The organism is Nostoc sp. DedQUE02, assembly GCF_034531035.1.
Lineage (GTDB): Bacteria > Cyanobacteriota > Cyanobacteriia > Cyanobacteriales > Nostocaceae > Nostoc.
Map to the genome: position 1 here is coordinate 233042 of NZ_JAVRBY020000003.1, position 15676 is coordinate 248717.

Annotated in this window: 18 protein-coding genes; 13 read left to right on the forward strand and 5 right to left on the reverse strand. The window is 40.9% G+C overall.

The features are described 5' to 3' along the window. Positions 1 to 98 precede the first annotated feature (98 nt). Positions 99 to 947 (reverse strand): prohibitin family protein, encoded by an 849-nt coding sequence (locus tag RMX98_RS05025; RefSeq protein WP_322676784.1) that lies wholly within the window; start codon positions 945 to 947, stop codon positions 99 to 101. A gap of 226 nt (positions 948 to 1173) precedes the next feature. On the opposite strand from RMX98_RS05025, the gene RMX98_RS05030 reads away from it, so the two are divergent. The 4 genes from RMX98_RS05030 (at position 1174) to RMX98_RS05045 (ending at position 4193) form a co-directional block, all read left to right on the forward strand. Continuing rightward, complete coding sequence (locus tag RMX98_RS05030; RefSeq protein ID WP_322676785.1) at positions 1174 to 2982, forward strand: ABC transporter ATP-binding protein; 1809 nt, start codon at positions 1174 to 1176, stop codon at positions 2980 to 2982. Positions 2983 to 3020: 38 nt separating this feature from the next. After that, the gene (locus RMX98_RS05035; RefSeq protein ID WP_322676786.1) at positions 3021 to 3449 is read left to right on the forward strand and encodes a hypothetical protein; all 429 of its coding nucleotides are present in this window, start codon (positions 3021 to 3023) and stop codon (positions 3447 to 3449) included. 122 nt (positions 3450 to 3571) lie between these two features. Continuing rightward, the gene (locus RMX98_RS05040; RefSeq protein WP_069069158.1) at positions 3572 to 3817 is read left to right on the forward strand and encodes an AbrB/MazE/SpoVT family DNA-binding domain-containing protein; all 246 of its coding nucleotides are present in this window, start codon (positions 3572 to 3574) and stop codon (positions 3815 to 3817) included. Next, positions 3804 to 4193 carry a type II toxin-antitoxin system VapC family toxin gene (locus tag RMX98_RS05045; protein WP_322676787.1) on the forward strand — a complete coding sequence of 130 codons (390 nt, stop codon included), beginning with the start codon at positions 3804 to 3806 and terminating at the stop codon, positions 4191 to 4193. Before RMX98_RS05040 ends, RMX98_RS05045 begins: the two co-directional genes overlap by 14 nt. A 121-nt stretch (positions 4194 to 4314) precedes the next feature. Here the strand turns inward: RMX98_RS05045 and RMX98_RS05050 are convergent, their stop codons facing one another. After that, positions 4315 to 4569, reverse strand: a complete 255-nt coding sequence (locus tag RMX98_RS05050) for a hypothetical protein (protein ID WP_322676788.1) — start codon at positions 4567 to 4569, stop codon at positions 4315 to 4317. A gap of 224 nt (positions 4570 to 4793) precedes the next feature. Between RMX98_RS05050 and RMX98_RS05055 the strand changes: the two genes are divergently transcribed. After that, positions 4794 to 4964, forward strand: a complete 171-nt coding sequence (locus RMX98_RS05055) for a hypothetical protein (protein WP_322676789.1) — start codon at positions 4794 to 4796, stop codon at positions 4962 to 4964. A 35-nt stretch (positions 4965 to 4999) separates the two neighbouring features. On the opposite strand, the gene RMX98_RS05060 is transcribed toward RMX98_RS05055, so the two are convergent. Then, positions 5000 to 7645 (reverse strand): tetratricopeptide repeat protein, encoded by a 2646-nt coding sequence (locus RMX98_RS05060; protein WP_322676790.1) that lies wholly within the window; start codon positions 7643 to 7645, stop codon positions 5000 to 5002. 169 nt (positions 7646 to 7814) lie between these two features. Here RMX98_RS05060 and RMX98_RS05065 point away from each other — a divergent pair, with 169 nt between their 5' ends. The 3 genes from RMX98_RS05065 (at position 7815) to RMX98_RS05075 (ending at position 9340) form a co-directional block, all read left to right on the forward strand. Continuing rightward, on the forward strand, positions 7815 to 7988 hold the full coding sequence (locus RMX98_RS05065) for a hypothetical protein (RefSeq protein WP_322676791.1): 174 nt from the start codon (positions 7815 to 7817) through the stop codon (positions 7986 to 7988). A gap of 152 nt (positions 7989 to 8140) precedes the next feature. Next, a complete protein-coding gene (locus RMX98_RS05070) occupies positions 8141 to 8344 on the forward strand; it encodes a hypothetical protein (RefSeq protein WP_322676792.1) in 204 nt (67 codons plus the stop codon). A gap of 372 nt (positions 8345 to 8716) precedes the next feature. After that, positions 8717 to 9340 carry an acyltransferase gene (locus RMX98_RS05075; protein WP_322676793.1) on the forward strand — a complete coding sequence of 208 codons (624 nt, stop codon included), beginning with the start codon at positions 8717 to 8719 and terminating at the stop codon, positions 9338 to 9340. A 92-nt stretch (positions 9341 to 9432) separates the two neighbouring features. Here RMX98_RS05075 and RMX98_RS05080 read toward each other — a convergent pair whose 3' ends face one another. After that, positions 9433 to 10812, reverse strand: coding sequence for a cytochrome P450 (locus RMX98_RS05080; RefSeq protein ID WP_322676794.1), 1380 nt, complete (start codon positions 10810 to 10812; stop codon positions 9433 to 9435). 263 nt (positions 10813 to 11075) lie between these two features. Between RMX98_RS05080 and RMX98_RS05085 the strand changes: the two genes are divergently transcribed. From RMX98_RS05085 to RMX98_RS05095, 3 genes are read left to right on the forward strand one after another with little or no spacing between them, the layout of a single operon-like run. Further along, positions 11076 to 11708 (forward strand): ParA family protein, encoded by a 633-nt coding sequence (locus tag RMX98_RS05085; RefSeq protein ID WP_099102086.1) that lies wholly within the window; start codon positions 11076 to 11078, stop codon positions 11706 to 11708. A 2-nt stretch (positions 11709 to 11710) separates the two neighbouring features. Beyond that, positions 11711 to 12349 (forward strand): hypothetical protein, encoded by a 639-nt coding sequence (locus RMX98_RS05090; protein WP_322676795.1) that lies wholly within the window; start codon positions 11711 to 11713, stop codon positions 12347 to 12349. Positions 12350 to 12377: 28 nt separating this feature from the next. Next, positions 12378 to 12767: a tautomerase family protein gene (locus tag RMX98_RS05095; protein WP_322676796.1), complete on the forward strand. Its 390-nt coding sequence runs from the start codon at positions 12378 to 12380 to the stop codon at positions 12765 to 12767. 255 nt (positions 12768 to 13022) lie between these two features. Here RMX98_RS05095 and RMX98_RS05100 read toward each other — a convergent pair whose 3' ends face one another. After that, positions 13023 to 13916, reverse strand: coding sequence for an alpha/beta hydrolase (locus RMX98_RS05100; protein WP_322676797.1), 894 nt, complete (start codon positions 13914 to 13916; stop codon positions 13023 to 13025). 274 nt (positions 13917 to 14190) lie between these two features. Here RMX98_RS05100 and RMX98_RS05105 point away from each other — a divergent pair, with 274 nt between their 5' ends. Both RMX98_RS05105 and RMX98_RS05110 read left to right on the forward strand, forming a co-directional pair. Next, positions 14191 to 14502, forward strand: a complete 312-nt coding sequence (locus RMX98_RS05105) for a BMC domain-containing protein (RefSeq protein WP_322676798.1) — start codon at positions 14191 to 14193, stop codon at positions 14500 to 14502. Positions 14503 to 14587: 85 nt separating this feature from the next. After that, complete coding sequence (locus RMX98_RS05110) at positions 14588 to 14935, forward strand: carbon dioxide-concentrating mechanism protein CcmK (RefSeq protein WP_322676799.1); 348 nt, start codon at positions 14588 to 14590, stop codon at positions 14933 to 14935. Positions 14936 to 15676: the final 741 nt, after the last annotated feature.

A 15676-nucleotide genomic window follows, 5' to 3' on the forward strand; every position in this document is an offset into this window, starting at 1 on the left:
TTTTGAATTGGAAATAGTCCAATGTATTGGAGAATTTGTCTGAGGTCAGAGCAAATTCCATAAATTTTAGACCTTGCGATCTCATGCCCACTTCCCTTTTACGGTTGATTTTGGACATTTCCAAGGTTGAATATAAAGGGTACGCCATTTTTTGAGTCATTACCCATAACCAGGACTTTTGGCATCTGAGCGCCGCCAGTCTTCCAAGCTTCAATTGCTTCTTTTTGCAGAACTAACTGCCCTCCTTGGGCTTTGAGTGTCTCTGCTAAAAGTCTTTGAGCTTCTGCCCTACCTTTGGCGCGATTCACGTCTGCTTGCGCTTCTTGTTCGGCTTCCCGTGCTACATAAACGGCTCTTTGCGCTCGTTGTTCAGCAATTTGTTTTTCTTCGACTGCTCTGGCAAATTCTGGTGAGAATGCTAAATCAACGACGCTAGTATCTAATACAATTATCCCATATTTGTCTAAGCGATCGCCTAACGCATTATCGAAGTCTTCTTTTAACTCACTTCGTTTGGTAATCGCTTCTTCTACTGTTCTTCTAGCTGCGGCAATTTTAAATGCTTCTTGTGTTTGGGGTGCAATGATTTTTGAGACAATATTCTCTAATGTTCCTTGTTTTCTTCTAACTTCAACTACCTTTATCGGGTCGAGGCGAAAGTTAATTGCAAATCTTGCAGATAAATTTTGCAAATCTTTAGTGGAACTCTCTGCTGGTACTTCAAATTTTTGCACCGTTAAATCATACACATCTATCACGGTGATAAAAGGCGGTTTTAGGTGAATACCTTCTAATAAAGCGCCATCTCTGGCTTTACCCAAGATGCTGATTACTCCCGCTTGTCCAGGGTTAATAATGATAAAGGAATTTAGCCCAATAATCACCAGTATTGCTAACACAATTCCCAAAACTGTGGTTTGCCAATTACCAAATTGCTGATTTTTCAAATTCCTTTCTCCAATATTTAGTTAGTCATTGGTCATTTGTCATTAGTTATTCTCCCCATGTCCCCCGGTCACTGAGCGTAGCCGAAGTGCTGCCCCCTAGCTAGCTCTTGAATAAACTCAGTTACTAGTTTCTCATTAGTCCGTCTGAATCAATCTTCAGACTCAGGACTTAGGACTCAAGACTTTGTTCCGTGGTAATATCAGTCACACGAAATCGCAAAAAGCCGTGGCTACTGTATTAAAATCTCATCGGGCATCAAGAAGGCGTAAACATTCAACGTATCCTCTTCAGCGTTTGCTGGAGTATGGACACCAGTATCGTAAACAAATTTGGTTAGCGACTACTTATTCTATCCTCAATAAGTTTTTTGATTTAGCACCACCCGGCTTAATTGGCGTGGCGGTGGATGTGGTAGTTAAGCAACAGGATTCTATAATTGCACAGTTAGGGGTGCGGGATGTCTTTGGACAATTTTTGATTATTTCCTTCCTGACTGTGGTCATTTGGATACTAGAATCGGTTTTTGAGTACGCCTACGCTCGACTTTGGCGGAATTTGGCTCAGAATATTCAGCATGACTTGCGTTTGGATGCATACAAACATTTGCAAGAGTTGGAATTGGCTTATTTTGAAGAACGCAGCACTGGCGGTTTAATGTCTGTCCTCAGTGATGATATTAACCAATTAGAGCGGTTTTTGGATGGAGGAGCAAATGATATTATCCAAGTTTCTGCAACGGTTCTAATTATTGGCGCTGCTTTCTTTATTCTGGCTCCTAGTGTAGCGTGGATGGCTTTGTCACCGATGCCATTCATTCTTTGGGGTTCTTTTGCCTATCAACGACTGCTTGCACCTCGCTACGCTGATGTCCGCGAAAAGGTCGGTTTTCTCAATTCGCGGTTGTCAAACAATATTAGCGGAATTACTACTATTAAAAGCTTCACATCTGAAGCTTATGAAGCTTATCGTTTGGAATTAGATAGTGATGCTTATCGCCATAGTAACTCTAAGGCAATTACTCTTTCTGCTGCTTTTGTGCCGTTAATTCGGATGCTGATTTTGGTGGGATTCACGGCATTACTTTTATATGGTGGAATGGCAGCAGTTTCTGGAGCAATGTCTGTAGGTACTTACAGCGTATTAGTGTTTTTAATTCAACGATTGCTGTGGCCTTTAACTAGATTAGGCGAAACATTTGACCAATATCAAAGGGCAATGGCTTCTACTAATCGAGTCATGAATTTATTGGATACTCCTATCGCCATTCATACAGGTGATGTGGCGTTACCTGTGAATGAAGTACGCGGGGAAGTGCAATTTAACAATGTTTATTTTGCCTATAAAGATAGATTTCCAGTGATTAAAAATCTATCTTTGAAGATTCCGGCGGGAAAAACTATTGCAATTGTCGGTTCTACTGGTTCTGGTAAAAGCACTTTAGTCAAACTCTTGTTGCGGTTATATGAAGTGCAAGCTGGAAACATTACTGTTGATGGTATTGACTTGCAAAATTTGAATTTGCAAGATTTACGTCGCTGTATTGGTTTGGTGAGTCAAGATGTCTTTCTATTTCATGGCACTGTAGCGGAGAATATTGCTTATGGTAGCTTTGAGACTACAGAGCAAGAAATCATCACGGCGGCAAAGATAGCCGAGGCGCACGAATTTATTGTTGAATTGCCCCAAGGTTATGAGACAATTGTCGGGGAAAGAGGACAAAAGTTATCTGGTGGACAAAGACAACGAATTGCGATCGCCCGTGCAGTTCTCAAAAATCCCCCCATTCTAGTTTTAGATGAAGCTACCTCGGCAGTGGATAATGAGACAGAAGCAGCAATCCAGCGATCGCTAGAACGGATTACAGTCGATAGAACTACAATTGCGATCGCTCATCGTCTTTCCACCATCCGCAATGCTGATTGCATTTATGTCATGGAACATGGGAAATTAGTAGAGTCGGGAACCCACGAGCAATTGCTAGAGAAAGACGGTATTTATTCCGGCCTCTGGCGCGTACAGTCGGGTTTGAGATAAGTTTCGCCTATTGTCTGTGTCTTCATTACGAATTATTTATGTTTTTTGGTAATAGTCAACCAGAATCAGGTGATACTAAGTGGCGTCGCCAGTTGGATAAATTTGTCAAAGCAAATCAGCAGGAATTGGCGGCGCTGTTTTGGGGATTGTGGTTAGCAAATGGTGACAGTCAGGGGACTGTTGGTATTGATTTGCAACCAACGCCGCATTTTGTTTATTGTCCGAAAGAGCAGATAGAGAATTTAAATAATAAGGTTGATAATCGGCTTCAGGAAATTTTGGGAATTGTCGAGAATCACAAGCCGGAAATGGAAGTTGTGATGATTGGGATTGGGAAGGGGGAAATTAAGTTAATTCAGTTTGCACCGGAACCAGCACCACCAATTTGTTTTGAGCAAGCTGGGAAGGATGTGGATGGATTGTTGGATGTGTTGGAGGAGAGAATGAGGGAGGAGATTGTTTTTTAACGCAGAGGGACGCGGAGGGAAGCGCAGAGAAACGCAGAGAAAAGACTCTATTTATACCGCTTGCAGTGTTGAGCTGCCAAGAAACGTTATATTTAAGTAAATAATTTATGTCAGAAAACGTAATGGCTAGCGTCACCATCACCACCAAAGGAGAAGTAATTATTCCTAAAGAAATTCGGGATTATCTTAATCTTGATATAGGTAGTAAGGTTGATTTTGTCATTGATGAAAATGGGACAGTTAAACTAATTCCACTCAATGTTCCTGTTCAAACCCTGTCCGGCATTTTACATCGTCCGGCGATGAAAAGTGCAACTTTAGAAGAAATGGAAGCAGCAATCCAAGAAGGCGCAAGTGATTGGAGTTGATACGAATATTTTAGTGCGCTACCTCACAAAAGATGATGAAAAGCAGTGGAAACAAGCTGCTGAAATTATCGAAGCAGGAGAGCAATGTTTTGTAGCAAATATAGTTCTTTGTGAGTTGGTTTGGGTTTTACGGGGAAAGCCATATCAATTTAGTAAGGAAGAAATTAGCAACACTATAGAGTTAATGTTGCAATGTTCAGTGTTTGAGTTAGAAAATCGCTCTTTAGTTTATCAAGCATTACAGCGATTTAAGCAGGGAAAGGCAGATTTATCCGACTATTTGATCGGCGCGATTGCTCAACATAATAGTTGTAGTTCAATAGTAACTTTTGACAGAAAGTTAAGAAGCGAACAGGGATTTAATTTACTTGAATAATGCTTATTTTGTAATCGGCGTAGGCGTAGCCCGTCGCAGACATCGCTCTCCATTATCAACGAACACATAAAAACGATCGCTCACGATTTCAGCACCTCATCTAGAATCACAACTGGCAGAATTAGTTGTGCCATGCATCTCGTTCTGCTTGGAGGTCTTGATTGATTTCTTCTACACTTCTGCCAACAGGACGCTGTTTGTGGATTTCTTCAAGCAGGTGGATAATCGATTGTCCTTCTAGTGTCGTTTTTTGTGGTATCAGGACAATTACCTCAATAGTTTGTCCTACAGAGGTTGAGAGTGTATCGTCAGGCAAAGTGATTTCAATTTTGTTGCCTGGTAACACTTTAGTTTCAATGCGTAATGCTGATTGCATCAAGCCTTCTCCTGATTTGGTTTCTTTTTAGCTATTGTTTCTTCTATGGACTCCCTATCGTTCTATCCATTGTGGCTCAAAAAGCGATCGCGATCGCAATTATCTCTCAACTATCAAAGGCGATCGCACCTCATTCTACAATTTAGGTAGAGCGATGTCTTTGACGGGCTACGCCTACGCCCTCAGAACACCATCATTCCACCTCAAAACAAGAACATTCTCGTTTGAAACAGGAACGTTCTCACTTGGAACAAGAATATTCTCGTTTGAAACAGGAACGTTCTCATTTGGAACAAGAATATTCTCGTTTGAAACAGGAACGTTCTCACTTGGAACAGAAACGTTCTTGTTTAAAACATGAAACTTTGAGTTCAGAACAGGAAACTTGGAGATAAAAGCTTGATTGATGAGGTTGGGAACTTGAATTTTGCTATTGTGAGGAGAGGCGATCGCGCAAATCTGCTAAATTTTTACGTACAGTTACAGTATTAGAATGATCTATCCCTAATCTTTGCTCAAAAATCTCCAAAGCTTGGATGAACAATGGTTCAGCTTCGCTGTATCTGCCTTGGGAACAGTAGAGTTGTGCAACTTTGTTGAGGCTAAATGCAACATCTGGATGCCCCTCTTCCAGACTGTTTTGCCTGAGTTTTAAAGCTTGCAGGTAAAGGGGTTCAGCTTCGCTGTATCTTGTTTGGGAATAGTAGCTAAACGCTAAGTTGTTGAGGCTTAATGCCACATTGGGATGATCCTCTCCTAGTAGACTTCGCCATAGTTCTAAAGCTTTCTTTAACAGAGGTTTGGCTTCATCATATCTTCCTTGGGAGTTGTACAAGAACGCTAGGTTGTTAAGGCTTAATGCAACATCTGGATGTTCCTCACCTAGCAGACGTTGCCTGAGTGTCAACGCTTGTAAGTACAATAGTTCGGCTTTGCTGTCTTTTCCTTGGGAGTTGTAGAGTGATGCTAGGTTATTAAGGTTTAATGCCACATAAGGATGTTCCTCTCCTAGCAGACTTCGCCATAGTTCTAAAGCTTGCTCTAACAGAGGTTCGGCTTCGCTGTATCTTTCTTGGGAAATATAGACTGCTGCTAAGTTGTTGAGGCTCAGTGCAACATCGGTATGTTCTTCTCCTAATAGCCGTCGCCTCAGTTGCAAAGCTTGCAAAAATAAGGGTTCGGCTTCATCATATCTTCCTTGGGAGTTGTAAAGTGCTGCCAAGTTGTTAAGGCCTTTTGCAACACCTAAATGTTCCTCTCCGAGTAGGTGTCGCCATAATGTCAAAGCTTCGATGAACAAAGGTTCGGCTTCGCTGTATCTGACTTGGGAACGGTAGAGTAACGCTAGGTTATTAAGGCTTTCTGCAACATCAGGATGTTCTTCTCCCAAACGTTTTTTGCTGGTTTCTAGACACTGCTGATACCAAGGTAAAGCTTGGTCGTATGACCCTTGACCTTCGTAAAATCGAGCGTGACCGATGAATACTGAAGTTAAATCTTCATCGCTGACGTATTGAATGAGATGGTTCGCTACTTCTGCTAAGTGAGGTATTGCAGGGGTGACATCCTTGATTTGCTGAAGTGTGGGAGTTTCAGGGATATCTTTAGCAACTGCCACCATTACCTTGCAAAAACTTTGCTTTAATTCCTCTGCCTGTTCCAAACCTGTAAGCTTATATTGGAAAAACTCGCGCAATAGTGGATGCAATTGGTAAACTCCCTCATCTTTGCGCTGGAGTAAATGCAAATTCAATAACTTATCATCCCGAATTTCCTCTAACTCTTCTTCGTCTTCTTCTGGTAAACACTGTTCCACAAAATTCCAAGGTATAGGCGCGGGTGCAAATAAACTCAATAAACAGCCCAATTGCTTATCATCGTCTTTTAATTCTTGCCAACTCAACTCAAAAGCTGCTAACACACCCCGTTGTGCTGTCATATCGCCTTCTGGTTTATCCAAGGCGGGTTGTTCTAGTCGCTTTTTCTCCAACCGTTGCAACATTTCTGTTAAAGAAACATCTACTTTCCGCTTGAGATATCGCCCCACTAATTCCAAACCCAAAGGCAAATATCCCAACCACTCACACAACTGATTTGCAACAGCTAATTCTTGCTCAATTCGCTGTGGTGTTTCTTTCAAAAACGACTTTAATAACTCCAGCGCCGCTTCTGGTTGCAATACATCCAGGGATAATTGCTTAATAGATGCTCCCAAGTATTGACGCGTGGTAATCAACACTTTAAACCGGGAAGATGACGAGGGTAAATAAGGCTTAACCTGCTGATATTCCCCAACATCGTCTAACACTAGCAGCACATCGCCCTCACACCAATGCCGCCAGCAGTATTGCACTTGTGCCAAGACATCCAAACCTTCTGGTAAGTTTAAATCAAGCACAATTCTGGCAAACTGCACAATTTGAATGCCCACATCACCAACTTTTGCCAATAACCAGCAAATTCCACCCTTGTAACTTTTGCGGTGATTCCTTGCATATTGTAGGGCAAGTTCGGTTTTACCAACTCCACCCATTCCTGCAACAGCAGCTATTACCACTTGTTCGTTTTCCTGCAAAAGCTGGTGGAGGTTTTCGAGGTCTTTTTCACGTCCAACAAACTGCACCACCCCACTTAAGGGAATATTTTCGTAAAACGTAGCCTTGGGTTTAGCTTTTCTCGCTTCAACACGCTGCACACCAGGTAATTCTTCTCTACGGCTTTGCCATTCTTCATCAAATTTCTTTAAATTCCCTTCTTTGTGCTTTTTCTCGCACCAAAGCGTCAGCTTAAAGTGCCAGTCCTCCGAACCTCGTTTGTGTTCGCGCAAATCTTCCAGAATACTCAAAAACTCAGCAAGTGCTTTGAGTGCTTCTCGAACTTGTTCTTTTTCTAAACCACCAAGTTCCGCCAAAATCCTTAGCTGTGTCCTCACAACTAATTGCTTTGGTGTTTGCCAATTAAAGTCAATTTTAAAACGCTCAGGGTTTTCTATCTCATCATTGGCATAAGCCAACAACCTTTCTAACAGCTGCCTTACCCGCGCTTTAACATCATCGCCATAGCTAACACGCGCCATCGGTTACTTTTGCTCAAATTTGGATAAAGTTTGGGGAATCCCCAAACTTAATCTAGCATCCCCAAACTCAAATCTCCGGGTATTCACCCATTACAGCCAACAAACAACCGCATTTGCTTTCACTGACTACCCCAAATCTACCGTTGCTTCAGTATTCCAGGTGAAACAAATGCAAAAAGCAACGAAATCTATCAATATTAAAAAGCTGGTGACAATTTTACTATTTGTAATTCCCTTAATTGCAGACTGGTTAATTCCAGGTTCAGGTATTTTCATAGAAATTGCCTTTCTAATTTGGGAATTGCTGGAATCAGAGGAAACAGAGGGGGATAATTTGAAGTAAAAGTGACATTTGGCAGTGTTACAAACTCTTATCTTCAGCCCTATTCCTTAGAATGGAATAGGGTTTTATTCACTTCCCTGCAACAGGAAATCACAAAACTAACATAAAAATCAAAAATAGATGCAATTTGATACACCAAAATCACAATCGAAATGAAAGTTGATAAATACCCTTTTGTTCAAGAACTGATTACTGATATAGAAGGTAATATCCGCAAAGTAATCATAGATTTTGATGATTATTTACACTTGCTAGAAGTTATTGAAAATGAAGGACTTATCTTAGCAATGAAGACAGTAGAACATGAAATACCTCTGAATATAGAGGAAGCATTAGCACAATTAAAACAAGAGTGATTACGCAAAATTTTGCTTGTGTGCAAGGTAAACCGCGATTTCTAAGAGGATGTTTGACAAGTCATAATTGACGTATCAAATATTTTTTACCCCTCCCTAACCCTCCCCTTATAAAGGGGAGTCAGCAGCGATTAAAGATTACTGGCAGCAATGGGAAAAAAGAGTCGCCGAATATTGGGAACGCAGAAGTGTTTGGAGTTGATGAGTGGGATTCTGGTTCATTGTCTAGTCAGATTTTTAATAAAGGCTATTCACACGAGAGAAAATACTCTCATTGGGGAAACATAATAAATGTGAAGGGTGCTAAAGTACCCGCGTCGTTTTCTCTTCCTGGTTGAAAGCCAGAGGATTCCTAAACTTCTATGAGGTTTTATGAAAGAGATCAAAAATAAAATTACGAATAAATTAGAGCGACTATTGGAACAATGGCTAGTACCTCGCCTGGTACGATGGGGAGAATATCTAGAAACCAAAATCAGGCGCTACAAGCATCAAGAACTGAAGAGTCAATTAAAATTTTGTGGCTCAGGTCTACGATTTAAGCGAGATATTAAAATTGACCATCCACAAAATATATCTCTGGGAAATAAAGTCTACATTGGCCCGGATGTCATATTAGATGGCCGTGGTGGGATCACAATTGGCGACAACACCACACTTGGATTTAATGTGGTTATCCTCTCTGCAAACCATGACTATCAAAGTAATGATTTGCCCTATGAACATAACGTCTACATTCATAAACCTGTTGTCATCGGCCGCAATGTTTGGATTGGCGGAAATGTCCTTATTGTTCCAGGAGTTTCCATTGGAGATGGTGCAATTGTGGCGGCTGGTACGGTTGTAACTACTAATGTTGAACCTTTAGCAATTGTTGGGAATCAACCGATGAGAATAATTAAATACCGCGACAAAGAACATTATGAACAACTCGCCAATAAACAACAGATTAAACCTGAAATATCAGTTAATTCTGACACTGAACAGCATAACTGATTAACCAAACTTGGAGAACCCCACCCTTTAATTTTCTCTTTGCAGAGGGGTGGGATTCCTGGGGTTTAATAAATAATCAAGTGGACACGATATTACACCAACACTGGTGTATTTGCACGCTTAACTTGAGGTGTTGCAATCATCCGCATTCCGGCGGGTGCGGCTAAAGTTAACCCACGGCGCACAGGACGCACAGGACGGTTATTCATTCGCGATACTTGAAATTCTGACAAAACAGTTGCCAAGACAATTTTCATTTCATATTGGGCAAATGCCATGCCAATACAGCGACGATTACCGCCACCAAAGGGTAAATATTCATAAGGTGAATATTGTCTTTCTAAAAAGCGTTCTGGTTTGAACTGTTTGGATTGTGGGTAAACTTCTTCGCGATGATGCGCTAAATAAATACTGGGAACTATTACCATCCCCTCTCGCAGTTCGTAACCCATAATTGTAATTGGGGTCTTTACAATCCGTGGGAAAGCAGTCATGACAATTGGATAAATTCGCAATGTTTCTTGGCAAACAGCTGTCAAATAAGGCAATTTAGCCACACTACTCAAATCGTGGTTTCCAATGGTGTTGAGTTCCTTTTGCAACTTCTCACGCACCTCTGGTAAACGATCAATCCAGTAAAAAGCCCATGTCAATGCTGAAGCGGTAGTTTCATGCCCTGCAACTAGCAGTGTCATTAACTCGTCGTGTAATTCTTCATCTGACATCCCTTGACCATCGTCGTAACGAGCCGCCATCATCAAACTTAGGATATCTTGGCGATTTTGATCTAGTTCAGCCCGACGTTCTCGAAGTAAAGCATAAATAAGTTGATCGATTTTTTGCCGTTGTTGCAGAACCCAGCCCCACGGACTCCACGCACCGAAATCTTTTTGCATGAACTGGAAAAAGAAGGCGCTGGACATTATGGGCGAAGTGATGAAGTCTAATAAGTCACTTAGCGATCGCCTCAGTTCCTCAAATAGCTGTCCATCATTCAAACCAAATACAACCCGTAAAATAACACGCAAGGTGATTTCTTGCATCGACTCACGGATCTTAAAAGGCTTGCCAATTTGCCATTCATAAGTCACCTGTCGGGTGATTTCCCGAATTTCCTCACCGTAAGCCCGCATTCTTTCGCCATGAAAGGGAGGAGCTAATAGTTGCCGTTGCCTCTGGTGGCGATCGCCATCCGCTAACATAAAGGAGCGATCGCCAAGTAAAAATCTTAGTCCTGTGTTCCCCCTCCCAACCTCAAAATGCCTAGAATCAGCAGTAAAAATCTGCTCAAGGGCTTGGGGTTGACTAAAATACACAAGATGGTTATCAGAGCTACTACTCCTGATCGTGAAAGTGTCACCGTAGATTTTGGCAAAATCATCCACATATTTCACTGGCTGAGTAATAAACTTGATCATCCTCAGCCAGCGCGGCATTTGAGGCCCATCAGGCAAATTGTAAGTAGTTGTCATAGAATTTTGTGGAGTTGTTGGCTTCTGAATTTTATTGTTACGACTTTTCATGTTACTTAGGGTTACAGAAAGCGGTATATTCATGATTGGGGACTGGAGACTGGAGACTGAGAACTGAAAAGAAGACAAAGAGGGTAATAATAACTCTTGTACAGACAAGGGTTAATCGCGTCTCTACTCTTAACTCAGCACTCAGCACTCCTAACTCAGCACGGGCTAAACGCCCCGCTACCGCTAACAAAAGGCAGCATCGGAAGCAAGCAGTGCCAAAAATCATCGCTATTCTCAACGGTAAAGGAGGAGTCGGGAAAACGACTACCGCAGTCAATCTGGCTGCAAACTTTGCGAAGAAAAAAAAGGTGCTGCTGATTGATGCAGATATTCAAGGTTCTGCCAGTTGGTGGTTTGGGCGCAGTCAGCAGGGAATGGGATTTGATTTATCTCAAGAAACCGATCCCGCACTTTTAAGTGATTTAGCAAAGATAACAGGTTACGATTTAGTAGTGGTGGATACACCTCCCGCCCTGCGCTCTGAAGCATTAGTGGCGGTAGTTGCGATCGCAGATTATCTAGTTTTGCCTACACCCCCATCTGCAATGGATTTAGCAATCCTCGTGGAAACAGTCAAAGAAGCCGTCATCCCCTTGGGAACCCCCCATCGGGTATTGCTCACCAAAGTCGATACGCGCAGTCTGGGGGAAGCACAAGAAGCAAAAAACACTCTGACTCGCTTAGGTATTCCTACTTGTAATACCTTTATCCGTGCCTATAAAGCTCATGAACGAGCAGCATTGGAAGGTGTAGCGATTACTCAATGGCGAGGAGGAAATGCACGGGAGGCGGAATTAGACTACCGCCGTGCAGCTGATGAATTACAGCGTGATTGGAGAAAATAATAATGGCTAGGAAACAAAGTCTCTCTGACTTACTACAAGAAGAGGCGCAAAAATTTACACCCCCAGAAGGTGAATCTGCGATCGAAGTTACAGCAGAAAAAATTGTTGAAGAACAGGCTTCATCTGATGAGGAATCGTTAGGACAACCACTTGAGCCAACTTCTACTAAACGCAGTCCTACTAAGGCTGATTTAGAAGCAACTGTCAAAGAGTTGACAAGTAATCTAGAAACAAGCCACAAAAAAGAGGCATCTCTTGGACAAGAAATTACTGATTTGCAATCAAAATTATCTCAACAAAAAACCTTTGCATCAGAACAAAAATCATTACTAGAACAGCTAACAAAAGAACTTGATGAAACCAAAAAAACAGCACTGCAACTTGCAGAAGCAAATTCCCAGCTTATAGAAGAAATTAATTCTTTAAAACAAAAAGCCGAACAAAAAGCAGTACAAAAAGTAGAAGAGAAATCTAAACTTGTTGTCAAAGAAACTAGCGCGATCAAACCAGTAAAAGACCACTACAATCCACTTAACTACAAAAAATCACATCGCTCATCGGAAACACTGGCTCAAAATCAACCACAAAATCAGCCGAATGAGTATCCTGATAGTTCTAATGAGATGTGGTTACTTGATTAGAGTTAATTAATCAGTCAGTTAAAGGTTAATGGTACAAATCAAAATCTATGGCACTGCTTCATTTATCCGTCATTCTCGCAGTGCCATTTCTGACGCAATTCATTCTTGTGTTGTTGAAGCTCTAGTATATCCTCAAGACAAGCGTGCCCATCGGTTCTTTCCTCTCGAACCCGATGATTTCATCTACCCTTTAGGACGTTCAGAGAAATACATCATCATTGAGATTAGTATGTTTGAGGGACGCACTATTGAAACGAAAAAGAAATTAATTAGGTTGTTATTTCTTCGCTTATCTGAACAAGTTGCAATTGCACCTATAGATGTAGAAATCACGATTACAGAAACCCCAAAACACAACTGGGGTATCCGGGGAACAACAGGAGATGAATTAAACCTAAATTACCAAGTGCAAGTGTAAATAAATCTTTTGAGCTTGTAGGGTATGCATTGTAATGCCCATTTTAATCTGATTTACTCATATAAAATTCTCATATCTACCTACTAAGTAATAAACTGCTGTCTTGCAATACACGTTTGCGATCGTAGCTACTGAGTTCCCTAAAATTTTGTAAAATTAACAAGATTAAAGAGAAAAATAGTAGCTATGACAGAAGCCTTGGCAACAGATGAAAAACTTTTCAGAGGCGTTATAGAAAAATTATTGAGAGTTAGGCTATCTTTCAACTCGAAAGTCTAAAATATGCTGCGCGGTGATTTGTGGTTGTTCCAAGTGGGGGAGATGACCGCAATCTTGAATCCATGTGAGAGTACTGTGTGGAATTGCTCTTTTAAATCTCATAGCATCCTTAATACCCAAAATTTTATCAGAATCGCCCCACAAAATTAGCGTTTGTTGCACAATTTTTGATATGGTTGTGAATCTAAAAGCACTGTAACCACCACTTTTAGTGAAAGAAATTACAGCTTGATGCCAACTCGGCATTTGTAAATGTAATGCTCCACAATATAATGCATCGATAGAGGCAAGAGTTTGATTTTTATATCCAATGCGAGAAACGCGATCGCGCACTTTCATATTACTCAAAAACTGAGTTGCTAAATAATCTAATGGGGGAAACATGAATTTGCTCAATGGCGAACCACCCGCCAACCCTGCGCTATCAATCAACACCAGCTTTTTGACTGCTTCTGGATAAGCCAACGTAAAATCAATCGCCGTCGCACCACCCATCGAAGCGCCCACTAAAATTACAGGTTGGTTAATTAGGCTTTTCCAAAAATAATAAAGATGGGTTTTAATTGCAGTTGGGCTATAAGCAATTCCTGAAAGTCTATCTGTAAACCCAAAACCCAATAAATCCACTGCCCAAGTTTCATTGTCTTCAGAAAGTAATGGCAAAAGCCGCCGAAATTCTAATACAGAACTGTCAAAGCCGTGAATTAATAAAATCGGAGTTCCACCACTCCCTTGCTTGACATAAGTTGTGGTTACTGGTTGATTAGTTAAAGGAGTAGCGATCGCAGCTGTTTGAATACTCCGAGCTAGTGCGATCGAAGTAGGTTCTGTCAGTTGCCCAACTGCTGTAGGAAGAAAATTCGGAAACATAAATTTCAGTTTATCGTACTAGCTTGCTTCCAGGCATCGCTGATTTTGTTGAACAACAAAGTTACACAATCTTAAGATGCTAAAGTATTATTTGTAATATATAAAATATAAACCGGGGGCTATCAAAATATTTTAACTCCCAACAGACACGATTAATCGCGTCTCAACTGCCCCAAAAAATATGGCATCAAAGAAAGTTTTCCAAAATGTCAAAATTGGGACTAAAGCCACGTACAATTAAAATCGCTTATCCCTTAATCCAGGAGCTAATGCCATGCCAATGGCGGTTGGCGTAATTGAAACTTTAGGTTTTCCTAGTGTCTTAGCAGCAGCAGATGCAATGGTCAAAGCTGCCGCAGTCACAATTGTGTATTATGGTCAAGCGGAAAGTGCTCGCTTGTTAGTCGCCGTCCGGGGACAGGTTTCTGAAGTAAATAGAGCTGTTGAAGCCGGAATCGTAGCGGGTGAGGAAGTAAAAGCTGGTACAGTAATTACCTACTACATCGTTCCTAATCCCCCGGAAAATGTGGAAACCATATTACCAATCCATTTCACTGAAGAATCAGAACCTTTCCGCATGTTCTAAGCAATTTTGCTATCAAAATCTGTAGCGAAGCTTCGTACAATTAACTTGTAGCCCCCATATCGTTTATTCATACAGGAGATTAGTAATGTCATTACAGGCAGTTGGAGCACTTGAAACGAAAGGTTTTCCTGCGGTGCTAGCAGCAGCAGATGCGATGGTAAAAGCTGGTCGAGTTACCCTTGTTGGTTATATCAGGGTAGGTAGCGCTCGCTTTACAGTTAATATTCGTGGGGATGTTTCTGAAGTAAAAGCCGCTATGGCTGCCGGTGTTGAAGCCGCAGAAAATGTTTATGGCGGTACCCTAGAATCTTGGGTAATTATTCCTCGTCCCCATGAAAACGTTGAAGCTGTTCTGCCAATTGGTTACACAGAACAAGTCCAAGGGTATCGAGAATCTGTAGAAAATCCCATTGTTAGATCGAACAATCGATAGATTCAACCTCCTGTGGGGGAATTCAAAACAAAAATTCCCATAAATAAATTTAAAGAGAAGTGTATTGTCAAGCTTCTGACCATCAAAACTTTATTAGGTTGCATTGTTTCTGTTTTTAAATTTTGCATAAGTTAAATTTTGAAGTAGAAGGAAAGCAACAGTCAAAGTCAATAGTCAAAACCAATATTGACTGTTGACTATTCATTTTTAAGAATATAAAAGTTTTAAGAAAAACTTACTAATATTAAAGACGTAATTGTAACTGAAGCTAGTTTTAAAAAGATAAATTTGCCTATCAATCCCTACTATTCAGAATAGCGAGTTGGGGAATCTTGCAAGGTGAAATCTCATACAGGCGGCGAAATCTAAGACACATTTCCAGCTACAAGCTGTAATCTGATTGTAGCGCTGGGTATCTTACTAACACCAAGCATATTGAGATTTAACTAAGTATTCTACTACGTAAGAGATTGTAGAGAGTTGAAAGTTATACGGATAAAATAACGTCTGACATTGAGTTAAATTAGATTAGTTGTTCGCATTTGTTACAAAATGTCAGATTTAACCGATCCATCTCATCAAAAGGTGTATCCTCAACACTTTAGGTAGATTTCTGTTCTCAGTTAAAGAACATAACTTTACAAAAAGTTTAAATTGAGAAAATTAAACTAAGTGCTTGGTAGGCATAGGTTTTAGGCATTTTGAAGTCAAAGAAAAACATCAATGTAGAAAATTCTGCAT